Source organism: Thermobacillus composti KWC4 (assembly GCF_000227705.2).
In the GTDB taxonomy this organism is placed as follows: domain Bacteria; phylum Bacillota; class Bacilli; order Paenibacillales; family Paenibacillaceae; genus Thermobacillus; species Thermobacillus xylanilyticus.
On the sequence record NC_019897.1, the window covers coordinates 2,805,156 to 2,823,418 of the forward strand.

Genomic DNA, 18,263 nt, shown 5'->3' on the forward strand with positions numbered 1-18,263 from the left:
GGGCGTTCGTGCCGGCGTAGTCGAGACCGTCCGCGAGGTCTGATGTTTCTCCAAGCCTCCGCCGCTCCTCCGTCTCAGAGCATGGGCTCACGAAACCGTACACCGCTGTTTTGCCTGTTTAGCATCAAATAAAGTGTGTCAGTTTCGTTGCGGCTATCCTCCCCATGCAAAAAACGGCGCCGCATCCACGCGACGCCGCCTGCAGGGCAACATCCTAACCTCTATTCCTCCGACCGGCTGCGCACGGTCGGCAGCAGCTTGGCCGGGTTCACCGTGCGCTTGATCTCCCATGTCTCGGGCTTCTCCGGATCGTACTGCTCCAGGTACGCGATCACTTCCTTCGTGATCGGCGTCGGCGTCGACGCCCCCGAGGTGACGGCCACCCGGCGGACGCCTTCCAGCCATTCGCGCTTGATCTCGGTCACGTCCGCGACGCGGTACGCCTTGACGCCGGCGATCTCCTCCGCAACCTGCGCCAGCCGGTTCGAATTGTTGCTGCGCGGATCGCCGACGACGATGCACAGATCGGCCTGCTTCGCCTGCTCGGCGACGGCCTCCTGGCGCAGCTGCGTGGCGAGGCAGATCTCGTTGTGCACTTCGGCGGAGGGGTAGCGCTCCAGCAGCTTGGCGACGAGACCGCGGACATCCCACTGCGACATCGTCGTCTGGTTCGTGATGACGACTTTGTCCGTGCGGATGTCGAGCCGGTCGATGTCCGCCTCCGTCTCGATCAGGTGCACGCGATCCGGCGCGATGCCGATGGCGCCTTCCGGCTCGGGATGCCCCTTCTTGCCGATATAGATGATTTCGTAACCTTCCGCCGTCTTCTCGCGGATCAGGTCGTGCGTCTTCGTCACATCCGGGCAGGTCGCGTCGACGACCGTCAGCCCTTTCTCCCTGGCTTTCCGCCGCACTTCCGGCGAAACCCCGTGCGCCGTGAAGATGACCGTGCCCTTGTCGATCTTGTCCAGAATCTCGAGGCGGTTCTCACCGTCCAGCGTGATGATGCCTTCCCGCTCGAACGCCTCCGTCACATGCCGGTTGTGCACGATCATGCCGAGAATGTGGATCGGCCGCGGCAGATCCAGGTTCCGCGCCGTCTGCAGCGCCAGCACCATCGCATCGACGACGCCGTAGCAATAGCCGCGGGGCGATATTTTGACGACTTCCATGAGTACTCACCGCTTTCCGACCGGCTCATCCGTTCGTCCGGTCCGCTTCATTCATTATAACGGAATCGGACGCCATCCGGCAAAAGCGACTGGCGCCTGCCCCATGGACAGGCGCTTCCGTTTTGACTCGGCACAACTTATTCGGGAAGCAAAACGGGCAGCCAGATCACAAACGTCGTGCCTTCCCCTTGCCGCGTGCGGACTTCGACCGATCCGCGGTGCTCGTCGATGATCCACTTCGCGATCGCCAGCCCGAGTCCGGTGCCGGCGGTTTTGCCGCGCGACAGATCCGCCCGGTAGAACCGCTCGAAAATATGCGGCACCTCGTCGCTGTTCATGCCGATCCCGGTATCGGCGATGACCAGGCCGACCTGATCGGCCTCCCGCGCCGCTTCGAGCAGGACGTGGCCGGACGGCGTATATTTGAAGGCGTTCTCGATGAAAATGAACAGCAGCTGACGGAGATAATCGGCGTTGCCGAGAACCTTCACGCCTTCAAGCGGCGACAGGTCGCCGACGCGAAAATCCGCCTTGCGCGGCAGATGCACCGCGCCCTTCGCCGCTTCCTCCACGATCGGCAGCAGTTCGATCTCGGTCTTCTCCATCACATAGCCGGCGTCGGCGCGCGCCAGGGACAACAGGTCCGAGACGAGCCGGCTCATCCGCTCGGCCTCTTCGGCGATGTCCCGCATCGCCTCCAGCGAGAGCGCCGCGCGCTCGGCATCAAGCACGATCGCTGCGCCCTGACCCGGCCCGCCCGTTCGGCCGGCAGGAGCGCCGGAACCGCCGGCCGCTGCTGCGCCGCCCCCGGCGGAGGCAACCGTTCCGCCGGCCTCGCCGGCTGCTTCGCCGCCAACCGCGCCGCGCGCTCCGCCTTCCGCTTCGCCCGGCGCCTCAAGGCGGTCCGCACTGGCCCGCCACATCCGTTCGAGCAGGTCAATGTTGCCGCGGATCGTCGTCAGCGGCGTGCGCAGCTCATGCGAAGCGTCCGAGACGAACCGGCGCTGCGCCTTGTATGCCTCTTCCAGATCGTTGTATGCCCGCTCGAGCCGGGCCAGCATGCCGTTCAGCGTATCCGTCAGCCGCCCCATCTCGTCGTTCGGCCCGCTCCGCGCGATGCGCACGCTGAGGTTCGCCCCGTTCTCGATCCGGTTCGTCGCCTGGATGACCTCCTCGATCGGGCGGAGCGCCTTATCCGCGATGAACAGGCCAATCGTGAACGCGATCAGAATGACGGCCAGCGACGTGATGATCAGTATGGTTCTGAGTCCGTCCAGAAAAGCGTCTTCCGCCTGCGTATTGGCAATGACCTGCAGCAAGCCGACCACTTCGCCGTTCGGCAACGGGATCGGATACTGGTAAGCCATGAACGGGTAGCCGAACGCCGTGAAGCGCGTGTACCCTTCCTTCGGCGAATCCTTCAGTTCGGGATACGGAAAATGAACCTCCGTGCCGTCCACCGACAGCGCCGAAGACCGGATCTCGCCGTTCGCATAATTGACCAGCTGCACATAGGTGCCTTCATAACCGAGCCGGCCGCTCAGGTCCAGCCGGAGATCGCGGAACAGATTGTAGGAGACGCGCACGTTCAATTGATTGAATTGGCTGCGCAGTTGTTCCCGCGTATTGTCATAGGTGTTGTAATATACGAACAGATAGATGGCGACGCCGAGCACCAGCATCGTGAACGCCAGCAGACCCGAATACCACAGCGTCAGCCGCAGCCGGATGGACATTAACCGCTCTCTCCCTTAAGCACGTAGCCGGTGCCGCGCACCGTCTGGATCAGCCGCTTCTCGCCGCCCTCCTCCATCTTCTGGCGCAGCATGGCGATGTACACTTCGAGCACGTTCGATTCGCCGCTGTAATCGTAGCCCCAGATCTTCTCCATGATCGTCTCGCGGGTGAGCACGCGCCGCGGGTTGGACATGAACAGATGGAGCAGATCGAACTCCTTGCTCGTCAGCTCGAACGTCCGCCCGCCGCGGATCGCCTCGCGCGAATCCAGGTCGAGCACGAGATCCTCGAAGACGAGCCGGCCTGCGGACGCCTCCGCACCGCCGCTGCCGCGGCGCAGCAAGGCCCTCACGCGGGCCAGCAGCTCCTCCAGGGCGAACGGCTTCACCAGATAATCGTCGGCGCCAAGGTCGAGTCCTTTGACGCGGTCTTTCACTTCATCCTTCGCCGTCAGCATCAGGATCGGCACCTTGCTTCCGCTCTTCCGGATGCGCTCGCAGACTTCCCAGCCGTCAAGGTTCGGCATCATGACGTCCAGCACGACGAGATCGGGCTCGGTCTCCAGCATCGTCTGCAGGCCCGCCCGCCCGTCCTGCGCCGTCAAGACGTCGTAGCCTTCGAACGTCAGGCTTCTCCTGAGCAGGGACGTGATCTTCTCGTCGTCGTCCACCACCAGTATTTTCGCTCTCATCCGCACTCCCCCTGCAGCTTTCGGACATGCGAGAAGCGCAGACCGGCCGTAAGCCTGCTGCGCTTGTCATGCCGAGCGTATCCTTGCTACAAGCCTCACTGCACGTTACTGCACATTGAAATCGTTCTTGTCGCCGATTTCCACCGTAATCTGTACCTGGTTGCCGCCGCGGATGACATCCAGCACCGCCTTTTCGCCCACTTTCTTATTCTGGATCGCTTTGATCAAATCCTCTTTGGTGTCATACTTTTTGCCGTCCATGCCGACAATGACGTCATATTGACGCAGGTCCGCCTTGTAGGCCGGCGAGTTGTAGAGGATGTTGACGACGATCGAGCCCTTCGTGTTGTCCAGGCCGAGCTGGCTGGCCGCCTGCTCGGTGATGTCCGCCAGCGTCGCGCCGATAAACGGCTGCGGCACCGGCTTGTTCTCCTTCAACGTATCAAGCACACCGACGATCGTGCTGGTCGGAATCGCGAAGCCGATGCCTTGGGCCGTCGTGGACACCGCCGTGTTGATCCCGATCACTTCACCCGCCAGGTTGATGAGCGGACCGCCGGAGTTGCCGGGGTTGATCGACGCGTCCGTCTGCAGCAGATGCTGGTACTGCCGCGTGCCTTCCGTGTCCTGGATCGTGATCGGCCGCTCCTTCGCGCTCAGCACGCCGACCGTCACCGTATGGTCGAAGCCGTTCGGGTTGCCGATCGCGACGACCCACTCGCCGACGTTGATCGTGTCCGAATCGCCGAGCGGCAGCGTCGGAAAATCCTTGTCGCCCTTGATTTTCAGCACCGCGAGGTCGAGATCGTAGCTGGAGCCGAGCAGCTCCGCCTCGAACGGCTCGTCGTAGCCGATCACCGTCACCATAATTTGGTCCGCGCCGCCGACCACGTGCTGGTTCGTCAGAATGTAGCCTTCCTTGTCGAAGAAAAATCCGGAACCGAGACCGCTCGGCCGCAGTTGCTGGCTGCCTTCGTCGTCCGTCGGAATGCGGTACGAATCGCCGAAGAACTGCCGGAAGAACGGATCGTCGAACAAACTGTTGCCGGAGCGGGAACGCGTTTTTACATACGTCTCGATCTTCACGACGGCGGGACTCGATTGCTCGACGATCTTCGCAATGTTGTTCGGCCGTACCAAATCCACCGCGTTCGACACCTTGCCGCCGGACGAGCCCGCGGCCGTGCTGCCTTCCGGCGCCGCACCGGGATTCGCCGCTCCGCCGGCCGACGGGCTCTGCGCCAGCGCCTGGTCGGAGCCGGTGAACAGGTTCAGCCGGTCGGATGCGATCATAAGGCTGCCGGTCAGCAGGATGCCCGCCAGAAAAGCGGCCACGGGCGCCCACCACGAGCCGCGCCGGCGCTCCCTGACCGTCCACGTCCGCACTGCCGGAGCGGGCCGGGCTGCCGTGCCGGCATCGATCCGTTCCGCCGCCGCGGCTTCGTGCCGGATCACCGGTTCGGCGTCCGAAGCATCCCGGTCCGTGCCGCCGGAGCGGAACGGGCCGTAGGAGTAGTAATAGACCGGCTTCGCAGCCGTGCCGCCCGCAGCGTCCGCCGCGCCGCCGTCCGCGGCCCCGCTGCCTTCCTCACCGGCCCGGCCGTTCAGGCCGCTTCGCTCTTCGGGCCGACGGAAGAAATCGTCGTAAGGCCGATTCACATTGTTCTTGTCGTCCATCGTTGCCTCTCCTCCTTGCCGTATCCCATTCGCTGCGCGAAATTGTCGCCTCTGTGATATCCAGCATGCCATTTCAACATTAATTCAATCTTAAACCAGGTTAAAAGACAAATAAAAACACGCCGGCGCGAAAACAGACGACATCCGCCAAATAAAAAGGAGAATCCCGCCTGCTGCCGGGACTCTCCGACGGTCCAGCTTTCTACCCACGCAGTCTGCAAACCCCAAGCATCCTTGAAGCCGGCGCGTCAGTTCCGGAGCAGCGCCGATTCCGCGACCCGCAGCATCTCCGCCGCCCGCTCCGCCCATTCCGGGCCGATCCGGGCGTCCGGGTCCTCCGGGGACGCGAATTGATCGATCAGGCCGGCGGTCAGCCGCATGCCCGCGCCTTCGTCTATGCCGTCCTGGTAGACATGGCGCAGCGCGTACGGCTTGCCGAAACGGATGACCGCGTCGCTGTCTTCCTGTTCGGCGTCAATGTGGCCGAACGTTGCGGTGAACGGCAGCCTGAGCCACATCTCCCGCTTCTCCCCGTCCAGCACCCGGTCGAAACATCCGCCGTCGTACTCCCAGCCGCCGCCGAGCGTGAAGCCGAGATCGCCCAGCACGCCGCGGACGTCGACGAATTTGAACTCCTGATTCTCGAGTCTCGAATCGATTGGTATCATGGCCTGCGACCGACCCTTTCAGGCATGAATTGGCATACCATCAGCATGCCCGCACTTCCGCATGAATATGCAGGCGACACGCAATCGGCCGGGCCGTGAACCGCGCATCGGCCGGCGCTTACCGCCCCGCGGGCTTCACCAGCCCTTTGCGATGGGCGTAGACGGCAAGCTGCGTACGGTCTTCCAGCTCGCACTTCATGAGCAGATTGCTGACGTGCGTCTTGACCGTCTTGATGCTGATGTGCAGCTCGTCGGCGATCTCCTTGTTGGAGCGGCCTTCCGCAATGAGCAGCAGCACTTCCTTCTCCCGCTCGGTCAGCCCTTCATCCGCCTCCTGGGCGTTGCGCTGCCGCAGTCCGCGCGTGAGCGCCTGCGAGACATCGCTCGTCATGACCGGCATGCCGCGGACGGCGCCGTTCAGCGCGTAGATCAGCTCTTCCGCGGAGACGGTCTTCAGCACGTAGCTGGTGGCGCCGGCCTCGACGGCCGCGACCACCTTGTCGTCCTCGAGGAAACTCGTCAGCATGACGATCCGGATGCCGGGCCAGCGCGCCAGCACCGCGCGCGTCGTCTCGACGCCGTCCATCCCCGGCATCATCAGGTCCATCAGAATGATGTGCGGCAGCCTGTCCGGCTCCAGCGTCTCCAGCGCCTTCAGCGCTTCCTCGCCGCTGCCCGCCTCGGCGCACACTTCAAATTTCGGTTCCAGCATCAGATACGTCTTGAGGCCCGTCCGGACCATGTCGTGGTCGTCCACTATCATGATGCGGTATTCAGCCGTTTCACCCATGCGTCTCCCTCTCTTCGTTTCCGTACTTCGGTATCGTGACGCGGATGCGCGTGCCGGAGCCGGTCTTGCTGATGATTTCCGTATCGCCCCCGAGCTTCTGCGCCCGTTCGCGCATCGTCGTCAGTCCGTAAGATCCCGCTTTCACCTGATCGGTCCGGAATCCCGCGCCGTCATCCTGCAGGGTGACCGCATACTGCCTTTCCGTCTCCGTCGCGTGCAGCTGCACCCGCTGCGCTTCGGCATGCTTCACGATATTCGCCATCGCTTCCTGGATGATCAGGAAGAGCTGATGCTCCTTCGCTTCCGAGAGCGGGCTGTCGATGTCCCAGCGCAGCTCGCCCTGCAGCCCGTTCTGCCGGCAGTAATCCGGGAACCATTTCTCGAGCGCTTCGCGGAGCGAACGGCCTTCAAGCTCGAGCGGACGGAGCTGCGCAATCAGCCCGCGCATCTGCCGCTGCGCCGAGTTCGACATCTCGATGAGCTGCCGCATCACTTCTTCCGCTCGCTCGCGATTGATCTCCAGCAGCTTCGGCAGCGACGACGCCGACACATGGATGGCGAACAGCTGCTGGCTGACCGTGTCGTGCAGATCCCGGGCCAGCCGCTTGCGCTCCTCCAGTACGGCCGCTTCATTGGATGCCGCCTCCCGCATCACCTGCTCTTCGCCCATGCGCTGCAGAAGCTGCAGCCGCTCCTCGAGCTTGGCCGCCATCTCGTTGAAATCCCGATAGACCGGCGCGAACGAACGCGCGCTGTCTTCCGGGATGCGGACGGCAAGATTGCCGTTTACCGCCTGCTTGATCGCGAAGTGAAGGGCGTCGATGCGCCGCTGAATCCGCTGCGCCGCCCAGTAGCCGATCGCGATGTTCACCAGCACGAAAGCGGCCGCCGCCGCCGAACGCCAGTCGCCCGGCGGAAGCACCGCCTCCGCATAGAACGTGCCGACGGCCGCGATGACCGTCGAGATCAGCGAGGACCCGAGCACGATGAGAATCAGCTCCCACTTGCTGCTGCGCCATATCCGGGTCAACATCGGCGATTATCCCACCTTCACGATGCGGACGTCGCCGATGAACGAGCTGACGATCAGCCGGATCCGTTTGTCCGCTTCATGATAATAAGGCGTCTCGAACTTCACGTTCTTGAAAAATCCGCCCTCATGCCGATCCAGCACCCGCGTATCCCCGATGAACGAATTGGAGGTGACGCTGACGCCCAGATCGCGGTCGTTCGGCACGAACACCTTGACGTCGCCGATGAACGAAGAAACGTTGATGCGCGTCTCGCCGAGCGGAATCTGGGCTTTCGTCAGATCGAGCACCGTATCCCCGATGAACAGCGAAATGTTCATCGGCCGCAGCTCCCAGTAGTCGCCGCCGAGGTGGATGTCGCCGATGAAACCGCTCCGGTTCTCGGCGTTCAGGTTGGGCATCCAGTCCGGCCGATCGTCATCCGCCGCATGTTTCGGTCTGCCGCCCGGACCGTTCCAGCCGCCCGCGCCGTTCCAGCCGCTTGGACCGTGATGCCCGCCCGCTCCATGATGCCCGCTTGTCCCGGCGTGTCCGTCCGCGCCGGTGTCACCGGTTTTCGGCGGCTCGTAATCGAGGTCGAGCGGATTCGGATGGAGCGGAGGCGGAGGCGGAACCGGGCGTTCGCCGCCATGGTAGGGACCTCCCGTTTTCGGCGGATACGATTGCCAGCCGACTTCGCTTCTCTTCTTCCTTCCCGGCCGAAAAATCATGTTGAGCCCCCAGATGATCAGCAGCACCGGCCAGCCATACCGGATCACTTCGCCGAGCGACAAATGGATGAAATTCAGATTCTGAAGCTGGAAGAACGCGCCGAGCCCGACCAGGATCATGCCCCACCAGCCGCCGCCGCTGACCAGGCTCTGCAAGCCGATGGCGATCAGAATGATCGGCCAGAACGTCGAGAACAGAAATCCGATATCGAAATTGAAAGGGAGCAGATTCAGTTGCCGTAGCAGGAACAGGCCGCCGATGGCGAGCAGCACCAGCCCCCAGAAGACCCGCCCGAATATTTTCATGTTCATGTCCATCTCTCCTGCTGCTTATGTGGTACGTCCAGTATACATGGAATCTTGACATGCCGGGAAGGACCCCGCGAATGAACGGCGGCTCGGTCTGGAGACCGAGCCGCCTGCCGGACTGGGATATTCAGGTTGAAGCCTTCAGCCGCCGGCCGCCCGCGGCCGCGCCTGCCCGGCCTGTTCCAACCGGATGTCGATGCCGATGACGCCGGCCGGCTTGCCCTGGTCGTCCGGAATCGGCATCGAGATGGTCAGGCAGGGACGTTTCGTGATGGCGGAAACGTAGATTTCGGAAGTGTACGTGCTGCCTTCCATCGCCCGCTTCCACCATTCCCTTCCGCGCGCGTTGAGCAGCCCGGCTTCCGGGAAGGAGAAGATGAACGAGCCGTCCGCGCGGTTCGACCAGATCGCCTCGATCTCCGGCTTCGCTTCGATGAGCGCCTTCAGCGTCGACGCATGCACCTTCTCATCCAGCGAGCGGATCGACGGCTGCGCGGCAATCGATGCCAGCCATTCGATCATCGGTTCGATCGGGAGATCGGACGCGCCGGATTCGCGGCGCAATCCGACTTCCTGGATCGCCGCGTAGAGCGCCCGCGAGTTCCGGCCGAGATCTTCCCGTACCCGATCCAGCTTCGCGATCTGCTTCCGCTGCTCGGCGGTCAGCTCCAGCGTCTCGTCGACGCTCCGCACGGTCAGCCCCATCGCATCCGCGGCTTCCTTGAGCATCGACGTCACCCCCGCCGTGAGCGCGGACTGCTCGGCGCTCGCCTGCGCCGCGAAGGATACGAGCGGATCGAGCCGGGCGATGCGGGCATAAATATCGTCCATCCGCGCCTTGGTCTGCGTCTTCTCGGAAATGCCGCGCTGCACCGCCGTTTTCTCCTCCCTGACGGACGAGACGACCTGCCGCACGCCCTCCTCGATCTCCCTGACGATGCCGCCGGACCTCCGAAGCGATTCATGACTCTGTTCCGCCAGCTTGCGGATCTCCTGCGCCACGACGGCGAAGCCGCGCCCGTACTCGCCCGCATGCGCCGCCTCGATCGAAGCGTTAAGCGCGAGCAGCGACGTCTGCGTCACGATCTCCTGGAGGAAGGCGTTGATCTCGCCGATGCGCGACATCTGCGATATCAGATCGTCAATCCGCTGCTCCATCGTCCGGTTGTGGCGGCCGAGGTCGTTCATGACTTCGTCGGTGTTCACCAGCGAAAGGCAGACATCGACGACGACCCGGCTCACCTCCCGGCTCTGTTCGCTCGTGCGGAGCATGTTGTCCTTGATTTCCTCCGCCCGCGCCTCGACCGTCTGAAGCGCGGCGAACGTCTCTTCGATCCGGTCCACCGCCTGCCGGCCCAGCTTGCGCAGCCGCTCCTCCTGCGCCCGGGAACGGTTGGCAATCTCCGACAATTCGAGGGCCGCCAGATTGACTTCTTCCACGGCAGCCTGCATCCGGTCGGAGATGACCAGCGATTCATGGATCAGCTGCGACACTTTTTCTTCATGTTCCGCGGACCGGAACGCCGAAGGTTTATCCGGATCGATGGCCGCCCGGTTCCACCAATGTCGAATTGAGCTCATCCGCATCCCCCCAAAAATTATGTAAGTTTTTATAACATTATATTTAAACTTTGGCGAGAAATAAATAAGGATCTGACATTAATTAGTCAGATCCTCTGTCATAAAGTTTGCACTCACGTGACAAAAATGACCTTTTTCTTATGTATGCGATTGCAAAACCGATTTAAACCGACCGACCTTCGCTCCTCAACTCCAGGTCCGCGAGCCGCGCTTTTTTCAGTCTTTCCCGCGCCCGGTGGATTTTCGCTTTCACCGTTCCGACCGGCATCGACATGGCGTTGGCGATCTCCTGATCTTTGAGGCCGTAATAATATTTGTAGAGAAACAATGTGCGCGCCGCGGGCTCGAGCTGCCCCAGCAGCTCCGAGATTTCCGTCATCAGCTCTTCCGCCCGGTCCGCCCGCTCTCCGGCAGCCCGCATGAGATCCGCATCATCCCATGTCCGGGTGCGGGCTGCTACCCGGTTCACGTTCACCGCGACATTGCGCGTGATCACCTTGGCCCAAGCGGCCAGCTTGTCCGATTCGCGAAGCGTGGCGCGCTTGGCCAGCATTTTGACCCATGCCTCCTGGACGACATCGAGCGCGTCGGACTTGTTGTACACGTTCGCGTAGGCAACGCGAATCATTTGGTTGTACAACTCCACCAGTTCCGCTTCTTTCTGCGGATCCAGAATGCCCGCCATCTGCCCGCCGTTCCCGTTCATGGACATGGCACCGCACATCCTTAGGAAATTTTTTACAAACCCCTTACCCGCACAATACATCTTACCACGGAACAGTGGCAAATACGAGTACCGAAGGACATGATTTGTCCACTGCCCCCGAAAAAAATCAAATCCCGCCGCCGATGGCAACGGGATATGTCACGCAGGTATCAAGTTTCGCGCTTCGCGACGGGAATCCATTGACCGGCCGCAACCGCGCGGCCGAGTTCGGCAAGCTGCGCTTCGGTCAGTTTGCCGCTTCCCCGCTTGAGCACTTCGACTTTGACGGTCCGCTTGCCCCACTCGCGGTAAACCTGGCTCGGCGTCTCGAAATAGAGGTCGATGCGATGGCCTTTGATCGCCTTGCCGGTGTCGGCGACGACGCCGTACCCGTAACCGGGAATGTACAGCAGGGTGCCGATCGGGAAAACCTTCGGGTCCGCGGCGATCGTTGAGACGATTCCGCGCCTCACCTTGACTCCGGAATACGTGATGCCGTAACCGCGCTGGCCCGGCCGCTTGCCGGTCGATTCCACTCCGGCCGTATAGCCGGTCGCCGTGACGACGACGGATTCGAACCTGCCGGCTTCCGCGTCTCCCGCCTCGGAGTCCGCGGTTCCGGCGGATGATGCCGGTGCGGAAGCTGCCGGGGCGACCGGCGCGCATACGGCGGCGATGGCCACAGCGGCGGCTGCCGCGAGCCGAAGCGCCGCAGAACGACAACGCGATAAACCAGATGCTGTCGACATCGAGTCGAATCTCCTCCCTATTCGGAGGTTGCCCCGATGCCTTCTGAATTATGCAGGCGGTGCACACGCGGTTTTACACTTTGCGGGTGCGGATTTCCTCCAGCAGCATGTCGATCGTCTCGGCGACGGACTTGGCGCCGATGTCGCCTTCGCCTCGCTTCCGCACGGAGACGGCGTCGCTGGTCGCTTCTTTCTCGCCGACGATGAGCATGTACGGAATTTTCTCGAGCTGCGCGCCGCGGATTTTATAGCCCAACTTCTCGTTGCGCAGGTCCGCTTCGGCGCGGATGCCCGCTTCCTTCAGCCGCTCGGTCGTCTTCTGCGCATAATCGTCAAATTGCTGCGAGACCGGAATGACGCGCGCCTGAATCGGAGACAGCCAGAGCGGCAGCGCCCCCGCGAAGTTTTCGAGCAGGAAAGCGGTCATCCGTTCCATCGTGCTGATGATGCCGCGGTGAATGACGACCGGGCGATGCTTCTGTCCGTCTTCGCCGATATATTCGAGCTGGAACCGTTCCGGCAGCAGGAAGTCCAGCTGCGCCGTGGACAGCGTCTCTTCGCGGCCGAGTGCCGTCTTGATCTGCACGTCCAGCTTCGGTCCGTAGAACGCCGCTTCGCCTTCCGCTTCGAAATACGGCAGCCCGAGCTCCTCGACGACCTCTTTCAGCATGCGCTGCGAGTTCTCCCACATGGCGTCGTCCGGATAATATTTCTCGGTATCCTTCGGATCCCGGTACGACAGCCGGAACCGGTATTCCGTGATGCCGAAATCTTTGTACACCTGCTGGATGAGCTGGATGACGCGGGCGAACTCTTCCTTGATCTGATCCGGCCGGCAGAAGATGTGGGCGTCGTTCAGCGTCATGGCGCGTACGCGGTGCAGGCCGGTGAGCGCGCCGGACATTTCGTAGCGGTGCATCGTGCCGAGCTCGGCGATCCGGATCGGCAGATCGCGGTAGCTGCGCATGTCGCTCTTGTACACCATCATGTGGTGCGGGCAGTTCATCGGGCGCAGCACCAGCTCTTCGTTGTCCAGCTTCATCAGCGGGAACATGTCTTCATGGTAATGGTCCCAGTGGCCGGAAATTTTGTACAGCTCGACGTTCGCGAGCACCGGCGTGTAAACGTGCAGATAGCCGAGGCGCTCTTCGAGGTCGACGATGTACCGTTCCAGCGTGCGGCGCAGCTTCGCGCCGTTCGGCAGCCAGAGCGGCAGCCCCTGGCCGACTTCCCGCGAGAACGTGAACATGCCGAGCTCGCGGCCGAGCTTGCGGTGGTCGCGCTTCTTCGCTTCTTCCAGCAGATGGAGGTATTCGTCGAGCTGCGCTTTCTTCGGGAACGCCGTGCCGTAGATGCGCTGGAGCATTTTGTTCCGGGAGTCGCCTCTCCAGTACGCCCCCGCGACGCTGAGCAGCTTGAACGACTTGATCCGCCCGGTCGACGGCAGGTGCGGCCCGCGGCACAGGTCGAAGAACTCGCCCTGGTCGTAGATCGTGATGACCGCGTCCTCCGGCAGGTCATGAATCAGCTCGAGCTTGAGCGGGTCACCCAGCTCCTCGTAGATCCTGATTGCTTCTTCGCGACTCACGACGCGGCGCCGGATCGGCAGATCCTCGGCGACGATCTTGGCCATCTCCTTCTCGATTGCCTCCAGATCGTCGGAAGAAATCGGACGGTCCAGATCGACATCGTAATAGAAACCGTCCTCGATGACCGGCCCGATGCCGAGCTTGACGTTCTTCCCGCCGTACAGCCGCTTGAGCGCCTGCGCCATCAGGTGCGCCGTGCTGTGCCGCATGATTTCGAGGCCGTCCTGCGAATCGGGCGTGACGATCTCGAGCGTCGCGTCTTCCTCAATCGGCGCGTAGACGTCGACGAGCTTGCCGTTCACCTTGCCCGCGACGGCGTTCTTCTTCAATCCCGGGCTGATCGAGCCCGCCACTTCCTCGACGGTCGTTCCCGCGGCATACTCCCTTACCGCGCCGTCCGGAAACGTGATGCGAATCGACATGTTTGGCAACCTCCTTCGAAAAATAAAAAACACCCGTCCCGAAAGGGACGAGCGCTTGTCTGCCCGTGGTTCCACCCTTGTTCGCGGCCGCCGTGTCCCGAATGCCATGCGAATCGGGGCGGACGTCCGCCTCAAGCATCCCGTAACGGAGATGACCCGGTGCGGCATACTGGGGCAAGGCCCGTTCAACCGCACGGCTGATGAAGGGGTATTCCCGTCTGGCTCCGGGAGGGAATTGCAGCCCGTGTTCCCTCTCTCTGTACCGTGCCGGTTGACGAGAACATGTCTTCGTCGTCGCCGTTGCACATCATTATACTCCCGGCATTCGGCACGGTCAAGCGAGAAGCGCGGAGTTTTTTCCGTCCGCGGAAGCGGTCAATTCAAAGCGGCGCCGGTCAGCGGACGGCAGGAGCGGCAGCCCGCGCAGACGGTCACCCGCTCGGCGAAAATCGCTTCGATCGTCCGCACGACCGGCAGTTCCGGATCACGGGCGTGCAGCGTGATTTCCCGGGGCGAGATCGCGATCAGACAGCTGACGACCATGTCTTCGACGTTCAGCTCCTCATCCGTCAGTTCCAGGGTGAGTCGCCCGCCTTCTCCGGGATCCATCGGACGGAACGACTCGTCGTACAGCGCGAAGCCGCCGTCGGCCTTGAGCACCAGATTGACCGAGGACACCTTGGGCTGCTGCAGCCCGACGAATTCGTTGAGCAGCCCGATGAACTCCCGGTACTGGCGGTCCATCACGAACTCGTCGACCGCGGCTTCCGCCGCCTCGGCCAGCTCTTCCCAATACTTGTCCAGCCGGAACGTGATGTAGCCCTCCAGATGGAGCGACGGCCGCTCCTGCAGGTAAGCGAACAGTTCCGACGCAATGTGTCTTTTGCGCCTGCGACGGGCCAAGTCAGGCTCCATGCCGGAGGACTCCAGGGTGGCGTCCGCCTTGGGGACTGAGGTGCGGCCGGCCTTGACGGATGCATCCGCGTTCTCCGGGCCGGCCGGTTGTCCGTTGCGTGATTGTGCGGGGGCACTGGACAAACGGGCGGATCGGTTGATGATGGCGTCAGTCGTGAGCGGGCCGTTTTCTTTCGCCGAACCGTCTGACCGGACCGGCTGCGAGCCGAGCATCTGCATGCACAGCGCCGCGATGCGTTCCAGATCGTCATCGCCGCACGGGTAATATTTGCGGATCATGATCCGGATCAGTTCCGGTTCGACCGCAGTCAGCACATACTCGGCCATGCCTTCGGCAGCGCGGCTGTGGATGGCCATCCGTTCCTTCTCATCCGGCGCGCCGTCCGCGCAGCGGAAGACGATCAGGCCGTGCGCCGGAACGGTCTCCAGACGTCCGTCTATATGTAAATCCGCGAAGGATTCGGTCAGACAACGGGTGAGCTCGGACAGCTTGTCTTCGGATGCGGCGGATAACCTGACCTCGAAGATCTCCATGGGCCCACTCCTTTCCTTGACAACAGTATATGGCCGCCCATCGGCGGATATACGAAGAAGGGAGCGGCACGGATAGAAATTTGAGGCAAAAAAAAGCCCCGCGCGCCGGAAAACCGGGCTCGGGACAGCCGTTCAGTTCTGCATAACGAAGTCGCGGCTTACGCCTTCCGACTCGTGGTAAACTTTCAAAATTTCGTAGCGCGTGTTGCGCTGCGCCGGGATTTTGCCCGCCTGGCGGATCAGATCGAGGATGAGGGCGATGTTCACCTTGTGCGTCGTGCCGGCCGCCGAGACGACGTTCTCCTCGATCATCGTGCTGCCGAAATCGTTGCAGCCGTAGCTGAGCGTCAGCTTGCCGATCTCCGGCCCCATCGTCACCCAGGACGACTGGAAGTTCTTGATGTTGTCGAGGGCGATGCGGCTGATCGCCAGCGTCTTCAGGTACTCTTCGGGCGTCGCTTTCTCCCGCTTCAGGTTCGTGTTGTCCGGCTGGAACGTCCACGGGATGAACGCGAGGAAGCCTTCCGATTTGTAGCCGTTCCGGATGCATTCGTCCTGCGCGTCGCGGACGCGGAGAAGGTGCAGCGCCCTCTCCTCCATCGACTCGCCGAACCCGATGACCATGGTGGCCGTCGTGTTCATGCCGATCCGGTGGGCCGTCTTCATCACGTCCATCCATTCGGTCCACGAGCCTTTGAGCTTGCTGATCTTGAGCCTCGTCCGGTCGTCGAGAATCTCCGCGCCGCCGCCCGGCAGCGAATCGAGGCCGGCTTCATGCAGCTGGCGCACGACTTCCTCGAGCGAGAGCCCGCCCGATACCTGCTGCATCTTGCGGATTTCGGCCGGCGAGAACGAGTGCATCGTGATGCCAGGGAACCGTTTCTTGATCTCGCGCAGCAGGTCAAGGTAGTACGAGAACGGCAGATCCGGATGGGTGCCGCCCTGCATCAAAATTTCCGTCCCGCCGACATCCACCGTCTCCTGGATCTTCCGGAAAATCGTCTCGTTGGGCAGCACGTAGCCCTCCGGCGATCCCGGCGCACGGTAGAACGCGCAGAACCGGCAGTAGGTGTCGCAGATGTTCGAATAATTGATGTTCCGGCCGACGACGAACGTCGTGATCGGTTCCGGATGGAATCGCTTCATGATCGTGTCCGCGACTGCGCCCATCTTCTCGATTTCGTCGCTTTCGAACAGCGTCACGATCTCTTCAAGGCCGAGTCTTCCGCCTTTCAGCGCTTTGTCCAGTATGCGGTCCACTTGGCTCATTTCCCGGACCCTCCTCATCCCAGGCCGGCCGATCCGGCCGCATGTACGTTGTCCCTATCATCGTAACACAAACGGGTCTGTCACGTCGACTGACAGACCCGTTGCAAAGATTCGGTGCGGCTCTATCTGGTGCAATAATGCACCAGATTTCCCCTCGGATTTGCCGAACCGTCGAATATGGTGCGCAAATGCACCAGAATCAGCCCGGCCGGCATCAGCAAGGCAAGATTTGGTGCAGATTTGCACCTTATTGGCCGTTGGCTGCGTAATCTGCCCGAATAGGGTGCACAAATGCACCCCATGGGCTGCGGCTTGCCCCGTAGGCCGGCGCCTTGTCCGCGGGCCTGCGGCATGCCCCGCGCAGGCCGACCGCGTCACGCGGGCGGGCGGCGTGCCGCCGCGCCTGCCGCGCGTCCGGCCATTGCCGCGCCTTCCCATGCGTCAGCCGGCACCGCGCTTTGCCGCGCGCAGCCTTCAGCGCGTCAGCTGCGCCCCGGCCGGCGCCCGACACGCCGCTTACCGCGCGTCCAACCGGCGCCGAGCCGCCGCGGCGAACCGCTCGAGCGCCTCGAGCAGCACCGCGCGCGGGCAGCCGAAGTTGATCCGCAGCCAGCCCGCTCCCTGCTTGCCGAACACCGATCCTTCGCTGAACGCGACACGCGCTTCTCTGTACATCAGTTTCTTCAGTTCGGCGGGATCGTCCGAGATTGCGCGGCAGTCGACCCATGCCAGGTAGGTCGCCTCCGGCGTCATGACCCGAAGCTCCGGCAGCCGGTCCTCAAAGAACGCGACGAGCGCATCCCGGTTCTCCCGCAGATAGACGAGCAGCTGCTCCAGCCACGGCTCGCCGTACCGGTAGCTCGTCTCCATGCCGGTCACGCCGAAGTAGCTGTCCATGTGAATCGACAATCCGAGGCGGGCGGTCCGCAGAAACGCCCGGCGCAGCTCGGCGCCCGGCACGATCGCCGCCGCCGCCTGCAGCCCGGCAAGGTTGAACGTCTTGCTCGGCGCGATACAGGTGATGGAACGCTCCGCGTATTCCGGACCGAGGCTGGCGAACGGCACATGCTTGTGCGGCGCGAAGACGAGATCGTGATGGATCTCGTCGGACACGACGATGACGCCGTGCCTCAGGCAGATATCGCCGATCCGCTTCAGCTCGTCCGCCGTCCAGACCCGGCCGCCGGGGTTGTGCGGACTGCAGAGCAGCATCAGTTTCGCGCTCTTCGCCTGCTCCTCGAGCAAATCGAAGTCGATCCGGTAGACACCGTCCTCGATGCGCAGCGGATTGTCCACGATGGTCCGGCCGTTGGCGCGGATGACATCGTAGAACGGATAATAGACCGGCGACTGCAGGATGACGCCGTCGCCCGGCTCCGTGAACGCGTGAATCGCCGCGGCGAGCGCCGGCACGACGCCGGGCGAGGACACGAGCCATTCGCGCTCGATCGCCCAGCCGTGCCGGCGCTCGAGCCAGCCGGTGACCGCTTCGTAATACCCTTCGGTTCGGATCGTGTAGCCGTAGACGCCGCGCTTCGCCCGCTCGACAATCGCTTCGACAACTTCCCGCGGCGCCTCGAAGTCCATGTCCGCGACGAACAGCGGCAGCACATCCTCGCCGCCGAACAGCGTTTCGAGCTGGTCCCATTTCAGCGACGACGTGCCGCGCCTGTCGATGATCCGATCAAAATCATACCGATGTCCGTTTGTCAT

At 62.7% G+C, this 18,263-nt stretch carries 15 protein-coding genes; all 15 read right to left on the minus strand.

What is annotated here, in order from left to right; translation table 11 throughout:
* Nucleotides 1–221 precede the first annotated feature (221 nt).
* The 15 genes from THECO_RS13105 to THECO_RS13175 all read right to left on the minus strand — a co-directional run bounded on the left by THECO_RS13105 (nucleotide 222) and on the right by THECO_RS13175 (nucleotide 18,263).
* Nucleotides 222–1,172, minus strand: a complete 951-nt coding sequence (locus THECO_RS13105) for a 4-hydroxy-3-methylbut-2-enyl diphosphate reductase (protein ID WP_015255529.1) — start codon at nucleotides 1,170–1,172, stop codon at nucleotides 222–224.
* Between the two features lie 137 nt (nucleotides 1,173–1,309).
* A complete protein-coding gene (locus THECO_RS22540; RefSeq protein ID WP_015255530.1) occupies nucleotides 1,310–2,908 on the minus strand; it encodes a sensor histidine kinase in 1,599 nt (532 codons plus the stop codon).
* Nucleotides 2,908–3,600, minus strand: a complete 693-nt coding sequence (locus THECO_RS13115; protein ID WP_015255531.1) for a response regulator transcription factor — start codon at nucleotides 3,598–3,600, stop codon at nucleotides 2,908–2,910. The genes THECO_RS22540 and THECO_RS13115 overlap by 1 nt, the downstream gene beginning before the upstream one ends.
* A 105-nt stretch (nucleotides 3,601–3,705) precedes the next feature.
* Entirely contained in the window at nucleotides 3,706–5,277 is a 1,572-nt protein-coding gene (locus tag THECO_RS13120) for a S1C family serine protease (protein ID WP_015255532.1), read from the minus strand.
* 248 nt (nucleotides 5,278–5,525) lie between these two features.
* Nucleotides 5,526–5,945, minus strand: coding sequence for a YugN-like family protein (locus tag THECO_RS13125; RefSeq protein WP_015255533.1), 420 nt, complete (start codon nucleotides 5,943–5,945; stop codon nucleotides 5,526–5,528).
* Between the two features lie 118 nt (nucleotides 5,946–6,063).
* Nucleotides 6,064–6,735 carry a response regulator gene (locus THECO_RS13130; RefSeq protein WP_015255534.1) on the minus strand — a complete coding sequence of 224 codons (672 nt, stop codon included), beginning with the start codon at nucleotides 6,733–6,735 and terminating at the stop codon, nucleotides 6,064–6,066.
* Nucleotides 6,728–7,768, minus strand: coding sequence for a HAMP domain-containing sensor histidine kinase (locus THECO_RS13135; protein ID WP_015255535.1), 1,041 nt, complete (start codon nucleotides 7,766–7,768; stop codon nucleotides 6,728–6,730). Before THECO_RS13135 ends, THECO_RS13130 begins: the two co-directional genes overlap by 8 nt.
* 6 nt (nucleotides 7,769–7,774) lie before the next feature.
* Nucleotides 7,775–8,788: a cell wall-active antibiotics response protein LiaF gene (gene liaF / locus THECO_RS13140; RefSeq protein ID WP_015255536.1), complete on the minus strand. Its 1,014-nt coding sequence runs from the start codon at nucleotides 8,786–8,788 to the stop codon at nucleotides 7,775–7,777.
* A gap of 138 nt (nucleotides 8,789–8,926) precedes the next feature.
* Nucleotides 8,927–10,366 (minus strand): methyl-accepting chemotaxis protein, encoded by a 1,440-nt coding sequence (locus THECO_RS13145; RefSeq protein ID WP_015255537.1) that lies wholly within the window; start codon nucleotides 10,364–10,366, stop codon nucleotides 8,927–8,929.
* Nucleotides 10,367–10,529: 163 nt separating this feature from the next.
* On the minus strand, nucleotides 10,530–11,078 hold the full coding sequence (locus THECO_RS13150) for an RNA polymerase sigma factor (RefSeq protein ID WP_015255538.1): 549 nt from the start codon (nucleotides 11,076–11,078) through the stop codon (nucleotides 10,530–10,532).
* A 164-nt stretch (nucleotides 11,079–11,242) separates the two neighbouring features.
* Complete coding sequence (locus THECO_RS13155; RefSeq protein WP_015255539.1) at nucleotides 11,243–11,821, minus strand: 3D domain-containing protein; 579 nt, start codon at nucleotides 11,819–11,821, stop codon at nucleotides 11,243–11,245.
* A 73-nt stretch (nucleotides 11,822–11,894) separates the two neighbouring features.
* Complete coding sequence (gene thrS / locus THECO_RS13160) at nucleotides 11,895–13,832, minus strand: threonine--tRNA ligase (protein WP_015255540.1); 1,938 nt, start codon at nucleotides 13,830–13,832, stop codon at nucleotides 11,895–11,897.
* 375 nt (nucleotides 13,833–14,207) lie between these two features.
* A complete protein-coding gene (gene ytxC, locus THECO_RS20610) occupies nucleotides 14,208–15,281 on the minus strand; it encodes a putative sporulation protein YtxC (protein WP_015255541.1) in 1,074 nt (357 codons plus the stop codon).
* Nucleotides 15,282–15,413: 132 nt separating this feature from the next.
* A complete protein-coding gene (mqnC, locus tag THECO_RS13170; RefSeq protein ID WP_015255542.1) occupies nucleotides 15,414–16,550 on the minus strand; it encodes a cyclic dehypoxanthinyl futalosine synthase in 1,137 nt (378 codons plus the stop codon).
* A 516-nt stretch (nucleotides 16,551–17,066) separates the two neighbouring features.
* A complete protein-coding gene (locus THECO_RS13175; protein WP_015255543.1) occupies nucleotides 17,067–18,263 on the minus strand; it encodes a MalY/PatB family protein in 1,197 nt (398 codons plus the stop codon).